Source organism: Pseudomonas sp. GW456-L12, assembly GCF_059424045.1.
This window is the reverse complement of sequence record NZ_JBWKZA010000005.1, coordinates 190,084-207,424: the sequence shown is the minus strand read 5'-3', so window position 1 is coordinate 207,424 and position 17,341 is coordinate 190,084. Positions and strand designations below refer to the sequence as shown.

Genomic DNA, 17,341 nt, shown 5'->3' with positions numbered 1-17,341 from the left:
ATGCTGGAAAACGAGAACTTACCGGTCACGGTAGGACCTGTTGAAATTCCAAAGCAATTGGCACAGATTGAGCGCCAAACAACTACAACAAGCTTCGTCAATAGAAAGGCCCGGGGGAAATAGCAGAGTTTTCGTATTTCTCACATGAATTATGTGTCCAAATATTGCCGAAGCCTCCGTCTAAAGAGGCTGCTGCTTGAAAAAGCGTCTGTTTGTAACGGGCCTGAATGGATTTGTGGGACGCCATCTGCGATCCCGCCTGGGCGCTGCCGATTCCGGCTGGGAACTGTTGCCCGCGCCGCCCTTTGACCTGACCCAACCGCAAAGCCTGCAAGACCTGTGGCCCGAGGTACCGGATGCGGTGATTCACCTGGCTGGCCAGACCTTTGTCCCCGAAGCCTTCCGCGATCCTGCCCGGACCTTGCAGATCAACCTGCTGGGCACCCTCAACCTGTTACAAGCGCTGAAAGCCCGCGGCTTCAGCGGCACCTTCCTGTACGTCAGCTCCGGTGACGTCTACGGCCAGGTCAGGGAAAACGACCTGCCCATCGACGAGCGCCAGCCCCCCTCCCCACGCAATCCTTATGCAGTGAGCAAGGTCTCGGCCGAACTCCTGTGCCTGCAGTGGGGCATGAGCGAAGGCTGGCCCGTGATGGTGGCCAGGCCGTTCAACCACATCGGTACCGGGCAGTTGAGCAGCTTCGCCGTCGCCAGCGCCGCGCGCCAGATCGCCCGGATCAAGCTCGGCCTGCAGGCTCCGAGGCTGGAAGTCGGCGATATCGACGTCACTCGCGACTTCCTCGATGTCGCTGACGTGGTGAACGCTTACCTCGCCCTGTTGCGCAGTGGCGTGCCGGGCCAGGTCTACAACATCTGTTCCGGCCAGGAGCACAGCATCCGCGGCCTGATCCAGCAGTTGGCGGACATCGCTCAGGTCGAAATGGAGCTGGTCCAGGACCCCGCCCGTCTGCGACGGACAGAACAGCGTCGTGTCTGTGGCAGTCACGCCAGGCTGCAAGCAGTCACCGGATGGACGCCCGAAACCACAATAAAACAATCCCTGCGGGCGATCCTGTCCGACTGGGAGTCACGGGTACTACAAGAATGACAAAAAGTGCACTGATCACAGGGATCACGGGGCAGGACGGCGCCTATCTGGCCAAGTTGCTGCTGGACAAGGGCTATCAGGTTCACGGGCTGGTGGCGCGACGCAGCAGCGACTCGCGCTGGCGCTTGCGTGAGATGGGCATCGAGGGCGAGATCCGCTACCTGGATGGCGACATGGCCGACGCCTGCTCCGTGCAACGGGCGGTGATCAAGGCGGCGCCCGACGAACTCTACAACCTGGCGGCGCAAAGCTTTGTCGCCGCCTCCTGGGACCAGCCGGTGACCACCGGTATCGTCGACGGGCTGGGCGTGACCCACCTGCTCGAGGCGATCCGCCAGTTCAGTCCGCACACCCGCTTTTACCAGGCGTCCACCAGCGAAATGTTCGGCCTGATCCAGGCCGAGCAGCAGGACGAAAATACCCCGTTCTACCCGCGCAGCCCCTACGGCGTGGCCAAGCTCTACGGGCACTGGATCACCGTGAACTACCGCGAGAGCTTCGGCCTGCACGCCAGCAGCGGCATCCTGTTCAACCACGAATCGCCCCTGCGCGGCATCGAGTTCGTGACCCGCAAGGTCACCGACGCCGCTGCCCGGATCAAACAGGGCAAGCAGCAGGAACTGCGCCTGGGCAACATCGACGCCAAGCGCGACTGGGGATTCGCCGGCGACTATGTCGAAGCCATGTGGCTGATGCTGCAACAGGGCAAGGCCGACGATTACGTGGTGGCCACCGGCGTCACCACTACCGTGCGCGAGATGTGCCAGATCGCCTTCGAACACGTCGGCCTGAACTACCGTGACTACGTGAAAATCGACCCGGCGTTCTTCCGCCCCGCGGAAGTCGACGTGCTGTTGGGCAACCCGGCCAAGGCCCAACGGGTGCTCGGCTGGAAACCCAAGACCCATCTGGAAACCCTGATCCGCATGATGATGGATGCGGACATGAAACGCGTCGCCAAGGAGTAAGGCATGCTGATTCCAGTGATTCTTTCCGGCGGTGCCGGGACCCGGTTGTGGCCGGTTTCGCGCGAAGGTCATCCCAAGCCATTCATGCTCCTGCCCGACGGCCAGAGCCTGCTGGGCAAGACCTACCGCCGCGCCGCCGGGTTGCTGGCCGGTAGCGGCGATATCGTCACGGTGACCAACCGCGACCACTTCTTTCAAAGCAAGGATCACTTCCTGGCCGCCAGGCTGGATCGGCATCACGGGCATTTCATCCTCGAACCCTCGGGCCGCAACACCGCTCCGGCCATCGCCGCCGCGGCCCTGGCCCTGCAGGCTCGGCACGGCGACCAAGTGACCATGGTGGTGATGCCGGCCGACCACCTGATCCGCAACGAAGAAGCCTTCAAAAGCGCGGTCGCCCACGCCGCGCAACTGGCTGAAACCGGGCACCTGGTCACCTTCGGCGTCACGCCGAACGCCCCGGAAACCGGCTTCGGTTATATCGAGTCAGGCGACGCCCTCGACGATAACGGTGCCGCCAGGGTGCTGCGCTTCGTGGAAAAACCCGACCTGAAGACTGCCCTGGGCTACCTGGAAAGCGGCCGGTTCCTGTGGAATTCGGGCCTGTTCTGTTTCACCGTCGCCACGCTGCTGGAGCAGTTGCAACAGCACGCCCCCGAGCTGCTGGAACAGGGCCGCGCCTGCCTGGCCGCAAGCACGCCGGTGGAGACCGGCAACATCATCCAGCATGAATTGTCCGCGGAGCATTTCGCCAGGATGCCGGACATCTCCATCGACTATGCGCTGATGGAAGTCTCGGACCAGGTCGCGGTCGTGCCCGCCCGGTTCGACTGGAGCGACATCGGCTCCTGGGGCGCGATCAGCGCCCTGGTCGATGCCGACGCCCAGGACAACCGCGCCACCGGCGAAGCCCTGTTCATCGACAGCCACGGCAACTTCGTGCAGAGCGAAGGCCGGATGATCGCCACGGTGGGCGTCGACAACCTGATCGTGGTCGAGACCGCCGACGCCATCCTGGTGGCCCACGCCGACCGCGCCCAGGACGTGCGCCAGGTGGCCAGGCAGCTCAAGGATCGCAACCACGAATCCTATCGCCTGCACCGCACGGTCAGTCGCCCCTGGGGCAGCTACACCGTGCTGGAGGAAGGCCCGGGCTTCAAGATCAAGCGCATTGTGGTCAAGCCGGGCGCGGCGCTGTCGCTGCAGATGCACCACCATCGCAACGAACACTGGGTGGTGGTCAAGGGCACGGCCATGGTCACCAACAACGGCGACGGCTCGCATCTGGTCAACAGCAACGAATCCACCTTCATCGCCGCCGGGCACAAGCACCGCTTGGCGAACCCGGGGGTGATCGACCTGGTCATCATCGAAGTGCAGAGCGGCGAATACCTGGGCGAGGACGACATCGTCCGTTTCGAAGACCAATACGGCAGGACAGCCTGATGCTGCTCAATCTGTACCGCTCGCTGCGCAGCTACCGGGGCTTCATCCTCGGCAGCGTGCAGCGCGAGTTCCAGGCGCGTTATCGCAACTCGCTGTTCGGCGCCTTGTGGACCGTGCTCAACCCGCTGTCGATGATCGTCGTCTACACGGTGATATTTTCCCAGGTGATGCGCGCCCGCTTGCCGGGCGTGGAGGATGGCCTGGCCTACAGCGTCTACCTCTGTGCCGGGCTGCTGACCTGGGGCCTGTTTTCCGAGCTGACCCTGCGCAGCCAGAGCATGTTCCTGGAAAACGCCAACCTGCTGAAGAAAATCAGCTTCCCGCGCATCTGCCTGCCGGTGATCGTGCTGCTCAACGCCGGCATCAACTTCGCGATCATCCTCGGCCTGTTCCTCGGTTTCCTGCTGATCACCGGGCGCCTGCCGGGCCTGGCGCTGCTGGCGCTGATCCCGCTGCTGCTGTTGCAGGTGCTGTTCTGCACCGGCCTGGGGATGATCCTCGGGGTGCTGAACGTGTTCTTTCGCGACGTCGGGCAGTTCTTTGGCATCTTCCTGCAGTTCTGGTTCTGGCTGACCCCCATCGTCTACCCCATCAGCATCCTGCCCGAGTCGATCCAGCGCCTGCTGGCGCTCAACCCGCTGACCGCGCTGATGCACAGCTACCAGAACCTGTTCCTGTACGACCAGTGGCCGCAATGGAGTTCGCTGACCCCGATGCTGGTGGTCAGCCTGCTGTTCTGTGGCATGGGGCTGCGGCTTTTCCGCCAGCGCGTCGGTGAAATGGTGGATGAGCTCTGATGGGACATATACGCGTCAGCGGCCTGGGCAAGGCCTATAAGCAGTACCCGAACCGCTGGAGCCGGCTGTTCGAATGGATGATTCCGTTTTCCAGGCCGCGCCATCACCTGCACTGGGTGCTGCAGGGCGTCGACTTCGAGATCGAGCCGGGCCAGGCCGTGGGCATAGTCGGGGTCAACGGCGCCGGCAAAAGCACCTTGCTGAAAATGATCACCGGCACCACCCAACCGACCTGCGGCGAGATCCATCTGCGGGGTCGGGTAGCGGCGTTGCTGGAGCTGGGCATGGGTTTCCACCCGGACTTCACCGGACGCCAGAACGCGGTCATGGCCGGCCAGCTGCTGGGCATGCAGGTCGAGGAAATCCAGGCCCTGATGGCGGAAATCGAAGCCTTCGCCGAAATCGGCGAGGCCATCGATCATCCGGTACGCACCTATTCGAGCGGCATGCAGATGCGCCTGGCGTTCAGCGTGGCCACGGCCCGGCGCCCGGACATCCTGATCGTCGACGAGGCGCTGTCGGTGGGCGACGCCTACTTCCAGCACAAGAGTTTCGAGCGCATCCGCAGCTTCCGCCGCGCCGGCACCACCCTGCTGATCGTGTCCCACGACCGCTCGGCGATCCAGTCGATCTGCGACACCGCGATCCTGCTCGAACAGGGCCGTGTGGCCATGCACGGCAAGCCGGAAGAGGTGATGGACTACTACAACGCCATGCTCGCCGAACGCGAAGGCCAGACGGTGCGCCAGGAAATGCTCGCCAACGGCCAGGTACGGACCATTTCCGGCACCGGCGAAGCCGCGATCCTCAGCGTGCACCTGCGCGACGAACGCGAGCGCTCGATCGAGATGGCCGAAGTCGGCCAGCCGGTGGTGCTGGAAGTACAGGTCGAGGTGCGCGAGGACATCGAACGGCTGGTGCTGGGCTTCATGATCAAGGACCGTCTCGGCCAGCCCATGTATGGCATCAACACCCATCGCCTGGACCAGGCCCTGACCGACTTGAGCGCCGGCGAAAAGGTCACCTTCCGCTTCGCCTTCACCATGGGCCTGGGCAAGGGCAACTACTCGGTGGCCCTGAGCCTGTCGCGGTTGGATTCGCACCTGGATCGCAACTTCGAATGGCGCGACTACGGCCTGGTCTTCCACGTCATCAATAACCGCCAGGAAGACTTCGTCGGCTGCTCCTGGTTGCAGGCGCGGACCAGCATTGTTCGCTCACCGTCGAAGTCCACTCAGTCAATGCCTCAGCGAGCGGCGCCATGACCCGACTGTTGATTGAATGCACCTATGTGTTCGAACACCCCGAGACCAACTCGGGTATCCAGCGCGTGGTGCGCAACGTCATCCGTGAACTGCCCGCGGCCGATGCCTCGGTGGAATGCATTCCGGTGGTCATGCTCAAGGACAAGCTCTACCGGGTATTGAGCCTCAAGCCATTGAAACCCGAGCGCTGGAACCTGATGGGGCTGCGGGTGCGCCTGGAACAGATGGCCAACGTCTTCTGGCTGCGTCACCGCACCCTGGAGCGACGCAAACCTTTCGATTCCTACCTTGCGCGCCGCTTGCTCTATGTGGCGTGCCGCCTGACCGCTCTGGTCTGCTTCAGCATTCCGTTGCGGCTGTGCAACCGGTTCCTCGACACCCGGGAAATCCCCCAGCGCTGTGTACCGCTGCAACATCAACCGGGCGATCAACTGGTGCTGCTGGACTCGTCCTGGCACGCCGATTTCTTTCCCCTGGCCGAACAGCTCAAGCGCGATGGCGTAGGTATCGTCTCGGTCGTCTATGACCTGATCCCCCTGACCCACCCGCAGTTCTGCGACGCCGGGCTGGTCCGGGTGTTCAACCACTGGTTCGACTGGATAGCGCGCACCGCCGACGGCTACATCGCCATTTCCGCGACCATACGCGACCAGGTTCGCGAAGAGATGCTCCGCCGGGTCGGGCACCAGCAGGTGGCACAGCGCTGGTTCGACTATTTCCACCTGGGCTCGGAACTGGATCAGTGCAGCAAAAACGCTCGGATCAACCCGGATCTGGCCCAGCTGTTCAAGGGCCAGGCAGCGGTATTCCTGATGGTCAGCACCATCGAACCACGTAAAAACCATGGTTTCCTGCTCGACGCCTTCGAGCGTGTCTGGGCCAGTGGGTCCCAGGCCCGCCTGTGTATCGCCGGGCGCATCGGCTGGAAGTGCGAGGCGCTGATCGAACGGATTCGCCGGCACCCGGAGTTGAACCGGCGCCTGTTCATGTTCAATTCACTGGACGACAACAGCCTGGAGTACGCCTATTCCAAGGCGACGGCGCTGGTGTTCCCCTCCTATGTCGAAGGGTTCGGCCTGCCCCTGGTGGAAGCCATGCAGCGCGGCCTGCCCGCCATGGGCAGCGACATCCCGGTATTTCGCGAAATCGGCGGCGAGTTCATGGCCTATTTCGACCTGAACGATCCACAGAGCCTGGCCGAGCTGGTCATCCAGCAGGAAACCAGCGGCGTGTTTCCCGCCGCCCGCCATGTCGATGACTGGCGCTGGCTGGGTTGGCGAGAAGCCAGTACCCAACTGGTCGAACGCATTGTGTTCCACAGGAACCACGCCCCCACGGTCATGGAGACGCACGATGCGGATAGCCCTTAACGCACGCATTCTCCAGTCGCCGCGCACCGGTATCGGCCATTACGTAGCGGAACTGGCCTCGGCCCTGGTCACCGAACAGGGACTTGAGCTGTCGCTGTTCCACGGCTGGGGCTGGAGCCCCGAACTGCCGGCGGCCGCCATGCCGGGTTACTCCCGACTGGCGCCTTGGCTGCGACAGATCCCCGGGGCCTACCAGGCCAGGCGCTGGCTGGAACAGCGACGTTTCGACCAGGGACAGCATGAGGCGATCGACCTTTACCACGAGCCCAGCCTGTGGCCGCTGGAGTTCGAAGGCCCGACCGTGATGACCCTGCATGACCTGACTCACCTGCATTACCCCTCGACTCAGCCACCGGCACGCTTGAAGGAAATCGAGCGGCGCCTTGGCGCGGGTGTGGAACAGGCGCGGCTGATCCTGACGGACTCGCAGTTCATCGCCGATGAAGCCCAGGATTATTTCGGCCTGCCACGCGATCGCTTTGTCGTGGCGCCCCTGGGCGTCGCCCCGCGCTTTCATCCTCGTGAGCATACCGAGCTGGAACACAGTCTCGCGGCCCGTGGCCTGCATCCTCAAGGCTACTTCCTGTGCGTCGGCACGCTGGAGCCACGCAAGAACCTGTCCCAGGCCCTGCAAGCCCACGAACTGCTGCCGCCAGCGCTGCGCCGACGTTATCCGTTGCTGATCGTCGGCATGGCGGGTTGGGAGCAAGGGCAGTTCAGCGACACCCTGCAAAAGGCCTTGGCCAGCGGCCATGTACGACTGCTGGGCTACCTGCCGGACGAACAGGTGGCACAGCTGGTGGCCGGAGCCAGGGCGCTGATCTTTCCATCGCTGTACGAAGGTTTCGGTCTTCCGGTCCTGGAAGCCATGGCCAGTGGCACACCGGTGGTCGTGACACGGCGTTCGGCGATGCCGGAAGTCGCGGGGGTGGCGGGCAATTATGTCGAGCCTGGCGATGTGCACGGCTTGAGCAGCACCCTGCTTCGCTTGATTGACGATGAGCCCCATTGGCAGGCATGCCGCGAAGCGGGTTTGCAACAAGCCGGGCTGTTTTCCTGGAGGCACTGCGCACAGATCACCGCGCGTACCTACCGTCAGGCTATAGGAGGCTGAATGCGTGTCCTACATTTCTTCAAAACCTATTTGCCTGACTCGGTCGGCGGTATCGAACAGGTCATCTTCCAGCTATGCGAAAGCGGCGCCCAACAGGGTATCGAAGGCCAGGTCCTGACCCTGAGCGCCGACCCGCAACCCGCGGTACTGAAGCTCGGTCAGCATGAGGTGCACCGGGCCAAGCTCGACATACAGTTCGCCTCCACCGGTTTCTCCTACAGCGTGTTCAAGCAGTTTCGCGAAATGGCCGCCGAAGCCGACGTGGTCAATTACCACTTCCCATGGCCGTTCATGGACCTGGTGCATTTCATGAGTGGCATGAACAAGCCCTGCGTGGCCACCTATCACTCCGACATCATCCGCCAGCGCCACCTGCTCAAGCTGTACCGGCCATTGATGAACCGCTTCCTGCACAGCGTCGACCGGATCGTCGCCGCGTCGCCGAACTACCTGCACACCAGCGATGTGCTGCAACAGTTCCCGGACAAGACCCGGGTCATCCCCTACGGCCTGAACAAGGCCGGTTATCCACCGCCCGATAGCGAACGCATGGCCCAGTGGCGCCAGCGCCTGGGCGAGCGTTTTTTCCTGTTCGTCGGGGTGATGCGTTACTACAAGGGCCTGCACATCCTGCTCGATGCCCTCAAGGACGTGGACTACCCGGTGGTGATCGTCGGCGCCGGCCCGCTGGAGGCCGAACTGCATGCCCAGGCCGCGGCGCTGGGCCTGCGCAACCTGCATTTCCTCGGCCGCCTGGGGGATGAAGACAAGGTGGCCCTGCTGCAACTGAGCTATGCCATCGTCTTCCCCTCGCACCTGCGCTCCGAGGCGTTCGGCATCTCGTTGCTCGAAGGCGCGATGTACGGCAAACCGATGATCTCCAGCGAGATCGGCACCGGCACCAGCTACATCAATATCCATGGCGAAACCGGCCTGGTGGTGCCGCCCAGCGATCCCCTGGCCTTCCGCGCCGCCATGCGCCAGCTCTGGGACAACCCGGAACAGGCCGCGCAGATGGGCCTCAAGGCCGAGGCCCGTTACCGGCAACTGTTCACCGCCGACCAGATGGGCCAAAGGTGGAACGAGCTGTACCAGGAGTTGCTGGAGGAAAAAGCCCTGTCCTACGCCTGATCCGTAGGAGCGCAAACGCGCGGGGCTGACCCCGATCCGTAGGAGCGAAGCTTGCTCGCGATGCAGGCACCGCGCGGGGTCAGGCTTGTCCTAAACCTGATCCGTCCAGCGCAAGGCCAGCGCCGCGGGCCGGCGCACCAGTTGCTCGACCTCGAAGCGCCACAGGCGCTCGGCGCCCGGGAAGGTGGCGATCTGCGGGTCGTCGAGCACGACTTCAGTGCGGCCGCTGAGCTGCAGCAGGTCGCCGCGGCTGAAGTCGATGAACAGCAGGCCGGCGCGGAGGTTGAGCAGCAGGTTGCCCAGGGTGTTGAAGTGCAGGTTGCCGGCGAAATCCGGAATGCTCAGGCGGTTGCCCTCGACCCGCACGAAACCGGCCGGGCCGCCGCGGTGGGACACATCGACCCAGAGCCGTCCCTCGAGCTCCACGTAACTGGCGACGAAAAACGTATCGGCGCCCCGGATCATCGCCCTCGCCGCTTCATCCAGCGCGTTCAGGCGCTGCACCGGCCGGTGCGCGGCCAGCGGCACCGACTCGAACTGTCGCAGCTGGATGTAGCGCGGGCAATTGCCGAAGGACTGCTCGACCCCCAGGGCAAAACCGCTGTCGTCCAGCTCGACGATCCGCCCATTGAGGCGGTTGCGCCGCCGGGTGTGCAGCTCGATGCCCAGCAGGCCGATGGCCGCGCCCGGCGTCAGCTGGGCGGGATCTTCGGCGGCGGGCAGGCTGTCGAGCCTTAGCCGCCCGGGGGTTGGCGAGTGGGCGAAACCGACAGCCCCTTCGAGCACGCTGGCCCAAGGGGTGCCCTGGTTATCCACAGCCCCGAGCAGCATGAACGGCAGCTGTTGATAAAACTGCCGGTGCTGGTCGGGCATCTCGCTGCGGATCACCTTGCGCCCGACGACGTCCATGCGCTCGGCAACGCCTGCCTGGGCTTGCAGGCGGGTTTCGCCTGCATGCCAGGGGGATTCGATGTTCATGATGGGGCTCCCCTGCGTCGATGACGCAGCAGTCAGCGGGCCCGGAGGGTGCCGGGCCGCCAGATTCAGGCGCTTTGCAGGCCCACCGCGGTACGCGGCATGCCGACGAAGCCAGGCAAGGCTTCGATGCGCGCCAGCCAGGCGCGGACCTGTGGATAATCCGCCAGCGACACATTGCCCTCGGGGGCGTGGGCGATGTAGCTGTAGCCGGCGATATCGGCGATGGTCGGTTCGCTGCCCGCCAGGTAAGGGCTCGCCGTCAATTCCTGCTCGACCACCTTGAGCAGCGCATGGGAGCGGGTGATGGCCTCCTCGGCGTTGCGCTGGGCGCCGAATACGGTGATCAGCCGCGCCACCGCCGGGCCAAACGCAATCGGCCCCGCCGCCGCCGACAACCAGCGCTGGACTCGTGCCGCGCCAACCGGATCGCTGGGCAACCAACGGCCCTGGCCGTACTTCTGCGCCAGGTACACCAGGATCGCGTTGGAGTCGGCCAGCACCACGCCCTGGTCGTCGATCACCGGTACCTGGCCAAAGGGGTTCAGCGCCAGGAAGTCCGCCTGCTTGTGCTCGCCTTTCGCCAGGTCGACGAAGACCAGCTCGAAAGGCAGCCCCAGCAGCGACAACATCAGTTCGACGCGATGGGCATGACCGGAACGGGGGAAGCTGTAGAGCTTGATGGCGTGCATGGCAGACTCCGCTGGGCAGGGGTGCGGCTCACAAGAGCGGCACTGACGGACGCCATCTTCCCTCTCGGGTCAAAACAACAGAATCACCAGAAAACACAATCCATCATTTCAGCCAACGCAATAATCCGCGCTACGGTTGCAACGCCGGGTGTCCGCGCAGCGCCTGCACCGCGAAATCGACGAAACTGCGCACCCGCGCCGGGGCCTTGCGCCCGCCCTGATACACCACATGGATCGGCAGCGGCGCCAGTTCGAACTCCGCCAGGACAATCTCCAGCTCGCCCGCCGCCACCTTGCCCGCGACCTGGTACGACAGCACCCGGGTCAGGCCCAGCCCCAGGCAGGCGGCACTGATCGCCGCCTGGTTGGCGGTGACCACCAGCCGCGGCTCCGGACGAATATTCAAGGGCGTTCCGTTATCGTCGAACAGCCAGCTTCTGGACTGGCCGATGGACGATGGCGCAATCACCGGCGCCTGGCGCAGTTCCTGGGGATGCCGTGGTCGGCCATGCCGCGCCAGAAAAGCCGGGGAAGCACAGATGACCCGCCGCACCTCGCCGACGCGCATCGCGTGCTGGCCGCTGTCGGGCAATTCGCCGATACGCACCGCGACGTCCATGCCTTCCTCGACCATGCTCACCACCCGATCGACCAGCAGGGCATTGATGCTGACCTCGGGAAAGCGTTCCAGGTAATCCACCATCAGCGGGGTCACGAACAGCTCGCCGAACAGCACCGGAGCGGTGATCGTCAGTTGTCCGCGCGGGAGGGCATGGATGCCGGCGGCCGAGGCCTCGGCGTCCTGCAACTCGGCGAGTATGCGCCGGCTGTCTTCCAGGTAACGCTGGCCGGCTTCCGTCAGCAGCACATTGCGCGTGGTGCGGGTCAGCAGCTGGGTGCCGATACGCTGCTCCAGCGCCGCCACCGCCCGGGTCACGCTGGGCGCGGACAGCCCCAGGCGCCGGGCCGCGGCAGCGAAGCCCTGCTCCTGGGCGACGCTGATGAACACCTGCATTTCCTGGAATCGGTCCATGACGGTCCTCGCAGTACGGCGCCCTGCCCCGGTACCGTCCCGCATGGACCGCCCGGGCTCAGGCAGGGACCTGGAGTCGCTGCCACAAGGCCTCATCGTTGAAGTCCCGGATGATACTCCGCGCACCCGCCTCGCGAAGCTGAGTTTCCTCCAGGCCCGAGAGCAGGCCAAAGGTGTGGATGCCCGCCGCTGCCGCGGAACGCACGCCGGCCAGCGAGTCCTCGAAGGCCAGCGCCTGATCGGCGCTCGCGTCCAGCAAGCGCAAAGCCGTCAGATAAGGCAGCGGGTCGGGCTTGCCGCGCGCCAGCTCACCGCCGATCACCAGTGCATCGAAACGCTCGGCAATCCCCAGGCCCTGGAGCATGGCTTCGGCGTTTTCCCTAGGCGCGTTGGTCACCACCGCCATGGGGATACCGGCCGCCTGGGCATAATCCAGGGTGCGCAGCACGCCAGGAACCGGAATGGTCTCGCGCAGCTGGGCGCGGAACATGGCCTCCTTCTGCGCCGCCAGCTCCGGGTATTGCGTCGCCGGTGCCTGGGGAAACAGGCCGGAGAAAATCATGTCGTCGGGAAAGCCCATCACATGGTCCTTGTAGTAATCCAGGCTCATGGATTTTCCCCAGCGCGCCAGCAACTGGTTGTAGGCGTTGAGGTGCAGGTCATCGGTGTCGATGAGGGTGCCGTCGAGATCGAACAACAAGGCAGAAAGCTTCAAGGGCGTGCTCCGGAAAAATGCAGACCGCGGGCGATCGGCAGCATGAGAAAGGGGTATACGATCAACAGGCTGAAAGCCGCTTCGACACCGATCTGCGAGGACAGCAAGCCCAGCAGGAAAGGCGCCAGCAGCAGCGCCACGCCCACCGCCTGCGAAGCCTGGGCGCTGATGGCCGAGCTGGCCTGGGGCGCGATGCGCATCGCCGAACCGAGGATCAGCGGGAAGAAATTGCCCAGGCAGGCGCCCAGGACAAAGATGAACAAGGCCGTCGGCAGCCGGGTCTGGCTGAAGTACAGCAGCACCAGGGTGGCGATGGCCCCGAGCATCACGCCGACCAGCAGCGCCAACGGGCTGATGCGGATCAACGCATAACGGCTGGCCAGGCGCCCGCACACCGTGCCGGCAAAATACAGGCTCATCAGCGTGGCCGCGGCCGAGGCGCTGACCTGGACATGCACGGCCAGGTATTCCGCGCCCCAGAAACCGACACCCCATTCCGCGGAAATACCCAGCAGCACCAAGGCCCACAGGCTCAGTTGCACCCGCCGGGTCATGAGGGTCTGCCCGCTCTCGCTGGCTTGATCGGTGGCGGCGAGTATTGCCGGGGCGTTCCAGGCACTCCGCGAGAGCAAGGTCACCAGCAGCGCGACGGCGGCGATGCAGCTTGGCACCAGGCGCCAGGACAGGCCCAGGCCGGTCATGCCACCCACCAGCAGGGCGCCGCCGAGCACGCACAACCCCGCGACGATGTGCGCCTCTACCAGCCTCGGCGCGGCCTGTTCGCGATAACGCTCGCCCAGGGCCGCCTGCCCCACCGCCAGTACAAATCCGCCCGACAGGCCCATCGCCCCGGCGGCGAGCAAGCTCAGCGACCAGTGTCCGGCAAGGGCGAACAGGCTGCTGGCAATAACCACCGAGAGGCAGGCAATGGTGCTCATGCTCGTCGAGCGCAGCCGTCGTTCCAGCCAGCGATAGGGCCAGCCGACCAGCGCCAGGCCGGCGGCATAGGCGGCGAAATGCAGGCCGGCCCAACCGAGGTCGAGGGCCAGGGTGTCGCGCAGGAACGGCATGATCGGCCCGAGCAACCCTTGCTGGGCGCCGAACAGCCCGAACAGCAGGTAAAGAAACCACGGGCGCGCCTCGCGGACCTGCTCCTGGCGGCTGAGCGCTTGACTGGAATCTCGCGCGGCTTCAGCCATGAGCCGTCTCCCGGCTAAACAGCGCCTGCCAATGCCGACAGCGCGCCGCCTTGTCGCGACTGGCCTGCAAGGCCGGCAGCGGTTGCAGTGCGCCGACCGGGTGAGCCTGGCCCGGCACGACCTTGCCATAACGCTGGCTGATCTGCGCCGCGGCCGGGGTGAGCATCCATTGCAGCGCCTGCTGCGCATAGGCGGCGTTGGGCGAGCCGGCCCGGCAGGCGAACACCTCGTCCTCATAACAGCGCGCATCCCCGGGCACGCACCAGCGCAGCTGCGGGTGCTGTTCGGCGGCGCGGGTGGCCGCGGTCGACACCGTCACCCCCAGCCAGGCCTGCCCCTGCACGACGGCCTCGATCGGCGCCGTGGAGGAGCCGCTGATCGCAGGGCCGTGCCCGGCCATCTGGGCCAGCAGCGCCCAGGCGGGTTCGCCGTAATGCTCGAGCAACGCGCTGAGGTGCAGGTAACCGGCACCGGAGCGCGCGGGATCGGGCAAGGCGATGCGCCCGGCCCATTCGGGGCCTGTCAGGTCCTGCCAGCGGGTCGGCACCGACAGGCCTTCGCGGGCCAGGACCTTGGGGTCGTAACAGAAGGCCGGGACAAAACCCGATGCCGCGAACCAGCGGCGATCCGGGGCCACCGCCGCCTCCGGCAGGCCGGAGAACTCGATGTCCGTCAGCGGCATCAGTTGCCAGGCCAGGGCCGGGTCGAGCAAGGCGGTGGCCGCCGTGCCCAGCAACAGGTCCCAGGCCCCGGCGCTGCCACCGTGCAGGCGCTCGATCAGCTCCGAGGTGGAACAACGGGTCAGGCGCACCGGCATGCCGATGTGCTGGCTGATGCCGGCGATGAATTCGGCCAGCTCGGCGTTTTCCATCGAGCTGATGGCGTTGAGTTCAGTCATCGGCGGCGACCTCCAGCAGCCGGTGCAGCTTGGCGTACTGCAGCAGCATGATGGTCTTGCCGTCGCAGATCTCGCCGCTGTCGATCATCGCCAGGGCCCGGTCGATCGGCAGCTCCAGCACTTCGATCTCTTCGCCCTCGTGTTCCAGGCCGCCGCCCTCGCTTTGCTTGTCTTCATCGAAATATTCGCCGACGAAAAAGTGCAGGCGCTCGGTGACCGAACCGGGGCTCATGAAGGCTTCGAACACCTTGCGCACCTCACGGATGCGATAGCCGGTTTCCTCCTCCGTCTCCTTGTGGATGCAGGTCCGCGCATCGTCCTTGTCCAGCAGCCCGGCGCAGGTTTCGATCAGCATGCCGTCGTGTTCGTTGACGAAGGCCGGGAAGCGAAACTGCCGGGTCAGCACCACCGTCTGCTTGGCCCTGCTGTACAGCAGGATGGTGGCGCCATTGCCGCGGTCGTAGGTTTCCCGGTCCAGGGTGCGCCAGACCCCGTCGCGGCCCTGGAAGTCGTAGGTGGTCTTGCGCAGCACGTACCAGTTGTCCGAAAGCACTTCGATCTGATGGATCCGCACCCGGTCCTTGGTGGAGATGGCCTGGTTCATCGCTTCATTCCTTGCTTGCAGAGAGATGAGTGGCATGGGGCGCAACGCTCAACAGACGCTCGACCATGCGCGGGTCCCGGTGCTCGGGCGCGGTCATCACCGCGGTGTCCAGGGCGCGGTCGCAACCGCAGGGGCAGGCACCGGCATGCCGGCCCAGACGCGTCACGGCTTCGGTCACCAAGCGCCGGGTCAGGTTGAAGGTGTCCGCCATGCGTTGCGCCACCAGGGTGGCGTTCACCGGCTCGTGGGATTCGTGCCAGCAGTCGAAATCGGTCGGAATGGCGATCATCGCGTAGCAAAGCTCGGCCTCGCGGGCCAGCTTGGCTTCGGGCATCGCGGTCATGCCGATCACCGTGCCACCCCACTGGCGGTACAGGTGGGACTCGGCGCGGGTGGAGAACTGCGGGCCTTCCATGACCACGTAGGTGCCGCCGTTGCGCGCCTGGATATCAGTGGCCTCGGCACTCTCGGCGAGCACGCCACGCATACGCGCGCAGGCCGGCTCGCCAAAGGGCACATGGCCGACCAGCCCGGGGCCGAAAAAGGTTTTTTCCCGCTGGATGGTGCGGTCGATGTACTGGTCGATCAGCACAAAGCTGCCGGGAGGCGCGTCGTGGGTCAGGCTGCCCACTGCGCTGACCGACAGCAATTGCGTGCAACCGACGCTGCGCAGCGCGGCGATGTTGGCCCGGGCATTGATCGAGGCCGGCGGAATCACATGCCCCACGCCATGCCGTTGGACAAAGGCCACGGGCACGCCATTGAGCGTGCCCAGGGTGAGCGGCGACGACGGCGTGCCGAAGGCGGTCGTGCATTCCACTTGCTGAATGTCCTGCAGGCCAGGCAGCTGTTGCAGGCCGCTGCCGCCGATGATGCCGATACGTTGAACGTGCTGGGTTGGAGTGGAATGGGTCACAGGCTACCTCTCGACTTCAGGGGGGACGGTTCGTGTTCGGTGCACACCAGGCGCTCATAGAGTTCGGACAGGGCCGTGGGCGCATTGCCGCGAGGCAACAGCAGCCCTTCGCTGGCGTTGCTGCTGTAGCGCGGTTCGTGGATTTTCAGGTGCCGGTCGATCGCCGGCAGGTAGTTCCAGCGCACGCCGGGGTACAGGGAATGCGCCAGGTGATAGGCGTCGGACGTCGGGGCGATGAATACCCGCACCAGCCAGCCGGAAACCCCGAAGTAATCGGTGGGCCGGCCCGCCAGGTATTCCAGCTCGCGGCGATTGCGCGCGGTGCCCTCGATGAACCAGCGGTGCTCGGTCAGCAGCGAGATCCAGGCAAACACCGGATAGGACGTCAGCAACGGCAGCAACCAGCCGAACAACACGCCTTTCCAGCCACCGAAGGCGTACAGCAACGCCGCCACCGCCGCCACGCTCAGGCACCGCACCAGGGTGGTCAGGCGTGAGTGGTTGAGCAGGCTGCTGCGCACCAGGGTGGTGAGATTGACCCAGGCCCCGCGGGGGGTCAGCGGGTACAGCAACAGCGCATAAAAACCACTGGGCGACAGACCCGCCACGTAGCCGCCGGCATGCACCCGGGCGCGGTTGGGATCGAGTTGCGGATGGTTGGGGTGGCGATGGTGTTCCAGGGTGTGGGTCTGGTGCCGGCTGCGCATGTCGCGCTTGAACATCGGGAACTGGTAGAACACGTTGCTCAGCCACCACTGCCAGGCATGGTGGCGACACAGGGCAAAGTGCACCGCGTTGTGTCCGAACTCCTGCAACGCGCGCATGCGCCCGCCGCTCCACAGCAGCACGGCCAGCCAGGCCAGCGGCGACGAGTAGATCGACGCCGCCTGCACCGCGGCGACTATATCCAGCCACGTCCAGATAAAAGGCAACGGCGCGAACCAGGTATCCAGCGGGCGGTAGTACTGCTCCCGCCGCCCCTCCAGGCGCGGTATCAGCTTGAGCAGGCGCAGCACCCGCTGCGCATCGCGGTAATAGAACGCCACCAGCGCGCGCAACAGCAGCGAAGCAGCGATCAGGCCCAACAGGACAATGTGCTCGGTGTCCATG

At 65.0% G+C, this 17,341-nt stretch carries 17 protein-coding genes; 8 read left to right on the top strand and 9 right to left on the bottom strand.

Features of this window, described 5'->3' with window-relative positions; genetic code table 11:
- Positions 1 to 196 precede the first annotated feature (196 nt).
- From AC07Y9_RS08845 to AC07Y9_RS08810, 8 genes are read left to right on the top strand one after another with little or no spacing between them, the layout of a single operon-like run.
- On the top strand, positions 197 to 1,108 hold the full coding sequence (locus AC07Y9_RS08845; protein ID WP_102678704.1) for a GDP-mannose 4,6-dehydratase: 912 nt from the start codon (positions 197 to 199) through the stop codon (positions 1,106 to 1,108).
- Entirely contained in the window at positions 1,105 to 2,076 is a 972-nt protein-coding gene (gmd, locus tag AC07Y9_RS08840; protein WP_007924592.1) for a GDP-mannose 4,6-dehydratase, read from the top strand. The genes AC07Y9_RS08845 and gmd overlap by 4 nt, the downstream gene beginning before the upstream one ends.
- A gap of 3 nt (positions 2,077 to 2,079) precedes the next feature.
- Entirely contained in the window at positions 2,080 to 3,522 is a 1,443-nt protein-coding gene (locus AC07Y9_RS08835; protein ID WP_053263185.1) for a mannose-1-phosphate guanylyltransferase/mannose-6-phosphate isomerase, read from the top strand.
- The gene (locus AC07Y9_RS08830; protein ID WP_102678705.1) at positions 3,522 to 4,319 is read left to right on the top strand and encodes an ABC transporter permease; all 798 of its coding nucleotides are present in this window, start codon (positions 3,522 to 3,524) and stop codon (positions 4,317 to 4,319) included. The genes AC07Y9_RS08835 and AC07Y9_RS08830 overlap by 1 nt, the downstream gene beginning before the upstream one ends.
- Positions 4,319 to 5,584, top strand: a complete 1,266-nt coding sequence (locus AC07Y9_RS08825; protein WP_102678706.1) for an ABC transporter ATP-binding protein — start codon at positions 4,319 to 4,321, stop codon at positions 5,582 to 5,584. Before AC07Y9_RS08830 ends, AC07Y9_RS08825 begins: the two co-directional genes overlap by 1 nt.
- The gene (locus AC07Y9_RS08820; RefSeq protein ID WP_102678707.1) at positions 5,581 to 6,954 is read left to right on the top strand and encodes a glycosyltransferase family 4 protein; all 1,374 of its coding nucleotides are present in this window, start codon (positions 5,581 to 5,583) and stop codon (positions 6,952 to 6,954) included. Before AC07Y9_RS08825 ends, AC07Y9_RS08820 begins: the two co-directional genes overlap by 4 nt.
- The gene (locus AC07Y9_RS08815; RefSeq protein ID WP_102678780.1) at positions 6,938 to 8,068 is read left to right on the top strand and encodes a glycosyltransferase family 4 protein; all 1,131 of its coding nucleotides are present in this window, start codon (positions 6,938 to 6,940) and stop codon (positions 8,066 to 8,068) included. The genes AC07Y9_RS08820 and AC07Y9_RS08815 overlap by 17 nt, the downstream gene beginning before the upstream one ends.
- Complete coding sequence (locus tag AC07Y9_RS08810) at positions 8,069 to 9,199, top strand: glycosyltransferase family 4 protein (RefSeq protein WP_102678708.1); 1,131 nt, start codon at positions 8,069 to 8,071, stop codon at positions 9,197 to 9,199.
- Between the two features lie 90 nt (positions 9,200 to 9,289).
- Here the strand turns inward: AC07Y9_RS08810 and AC07Y9_RS08805 are convergent, their stop codons facing one another.
- The 9 genes from AC07Y9_RS08805 to AC07Y9_RS08765 form a co-directional block, all read right to left on the bottom strand.
- Positions 9,290 to 10,177: a pyridoxamine 5'-phosphate oxidase family protein gene (locus tag AC07Y9_RS08805; RefSeq protein ID WP_102678709.1), complete on the bottom strand. Its 888-nt coding sequence runs from the start codon at positions 10,175 to 10,177 to the stop codon at positions 9,290 to 9,292.
- 65 nt (positions 10,178 to 10,242) lie between these two features.
- On the bottom strand, positions 10,243 to 10,866 hold the full coding sequence (locus tag AC07Y9_RS08800; RefSeq protein WP_102678710.1) for a glutathione S-transferase family protein: 624 nt from the start codon (positions 10,864 to 10,866) through the stop codon (positions 10,243 to 10,245).
- Between the two features lie 130 nt (positions 10,867 to 10,996).
- On the bottom strand, positions 10,997 to 11,899 hold the full coding sequence (locus AC07Y9_RS08795; RefSeq protein ID WP_102678711.1) for a LysR family transcriptional regulator: 903 nt from the start codon (positions 11,897 to 11,899) through the stop codon (positions 10,997 to 10,999).
- Between the two features lie 58 nt (positions 11,900 to 11,957).
- A complete protein-coding gene (locus AC07Y9_RS08790; RefSeq protein WP_102678712.1) occupies positions 11,958 to 12,614 on the bottom strand; it encodes an HAD family hydrolase in 657 nt (218 codons plus the stop codon).
- Positions 12,611 to 13,813 carry an MFS transporter gene (locus AC07Y9_RS08785; RefSeq protein ID WP_102678713.1) on the bottom strand — a complete coding sequence of 401 codons (1,203 nt, stop codon included), beginning with the start codon at positions 13,811 to 13,813 and terminating at the stop codon, positions 12,611 to 12,613. The genes AC07Y9_RS08790 and AC07Y9_RS08785 overlap by 4 nt, the downstream gene beginning before the upstream one ends.
- The gene (locus AC07Y9_RS08780) at positions 13,806 to 14,711 is read right to left on the bottom strand and encodes an ABC transporter substrate-binding protein (protein ID WP_102678714.1); all 906 of its coding nucleotides are present in this window, start codon (positions 14,709 to 14,711) and stop codon (positions 13,806 to 13,808) included. Before AC07Y9_RS08780 ends, AC07Y9_RS08785 begins: the two co-directional genes overlap by 8 nt.
- Positions 14,704 to 15,315, bottom strand: a complete 612-nt coding sequence (gene nudK / locus AC07Y9_RS08775) for a GDP-mannose pyrophosphatase NudK (protein ID WP_102678715.1) — start codon at positions 15,313 to 15,315, stop codon at positions 14,704 to 14,706. Before nudK ends, AC07Y9_RS08780 begins: the two co-directional genes overlap by 8 nt.
- A gap of 4 nt (positions 15,316 to 15,319) precedes the next feature.
- On the bottom strand, positions 15,320 to 16,231 hold the full coding sequence (mtnP, locus tag AC07Y9_RS08770) for an S-methyl-5'-thioadenosine phosphorylase (RefSeq protein ID WP_102678716.1): 912 nt from the start codon (positions 16,229 to 16,231) through the stop codon (positions 15,320 to 15,322).
- On the bottom strand, positions 16,228 to 17,340 hold the full coding sequence (locus tag AC07Y9_RS08765) for a fatty acid desaturase family protein (protein ID WP_102678717.1): 1,113 nt from the start codon (positions 17,338 to 17,340) through the stop codon (positions 16,228 to 16,230). The genes mtnP and AC07Y9_RS08765 overlap by 4 nt, the downstream gene beginning before the upstream one ends.
- Position 17,341 lies beyond the last annotated feature (1 nt).

What these genes read in the sequence shown, in the direction of transcription:
- gmd (WP_007924592.1), top strand. Translation starts at nt 1,105, where the DNA reads ATGACAAAAAGTGCACTGATCACAGGGATCACGGGGCAGGACGGCGCC.
- AC07Y9_RS08835 (WP_053263185.1), top strand. Translation starts at nt 2,080, where the DNA reads ATGCTGATTCCAGTGATTCTTTCCGGCGGTGCCGGGACCCGGTTGTGG.
- AC07Y9_RS08830 (WP_102678705.1), top strand. Translation starts at nt 3,522, where the DNA reads ATGCTGCTCAATCTGTACCGCTCGCTGCGCAGCTACCGGGGCTTCATC.
- AC07Y9_RS08825 (WP_102678706.1), top strand. Translation starts at nt 4,319, where the DNA reads ATGGGACATATACGCGTCAGCGGCCTGGGCAAGGCCTATAAGCAGTAC.
- AC07Y9_RS08820 (WP_102678707.1), top strand. Translation starts at nt 5,581, where the DNA reads ATGACCCGACTGTTGATTGAATGCACCTATGTGTTCGAACACCCCGAG.
- AC07Y9_RS08815 (WP_102678780.1), top strand. Translation starts at nt 6,938, where the DNA reads ATGCGGATAGCCCTTAACGCACGCATTCTCCAGTCGCCGCGCACCGGT.
- AC07Y9_RS08810 (WP_102678708.1), top strand. Translation starts at nt 8,069, where the DNA reads ATGCGTGTCCTACATTTCTTCAAAACCTATTTGCCTGACTCGGTCGGC.
- AC07Y9_RS08805 (WP_102678709.1), bottom strand. Translation starts at nt 10,177, where the DNA reads ATGAACATCGAATCCCCCTGGCATGCAGGCGAAACCCGCCTGCAAGCC.
- AC07Y9_RS08800 (WP_102678710.1), bottom strand. Translation starts at nt 10,866, where the DNA reads ATGCACGCCATCAAGCTCTACAGCTTCCCCCGTTCCGGTCATGCCCAT.
- AC07Y9_RS08795 (WP_102678711.1), bottom strand. Translation starts at nt 11,899, where the DNA reads ATGGACCGATTCCAGGAAATGCAGGTGTTCATCAGCGTCGCCCAGGAG.
- AC07Y9_RS08785 (WP_102678713.1), bottom strand. Translation starts at nt 13,813, where the DNA reads ATGGCTGAAGCCGCGCGAGATTCCAGTCAAGCGCTCAGCCGCCAGGAG.
- AC07Y9_RS08780 (WP_102678714.1), bottom strand. Translation starts at nt 14,711, where the DNA reads ATGACTGAACTCAACGCCATCAGCTCGATGGAAAACGCCGAGCTGGCC.
- nudK (WP_102678715.1), bottom strand. Translation starts at nt 15,315, where the DNA reads ATGAACCAGGCCATCTCCACCAAGGACCGGGTGCGGATCCATCAGATC.
- AC07Y9_RS08765 (WP_102678717.1), bottom strand. Translation starts at nt 17,340, where the DNA reads ATGGACACCGAGCACATTGTCCTGTTGGGCCTGATCGCTGCTTCGCTG.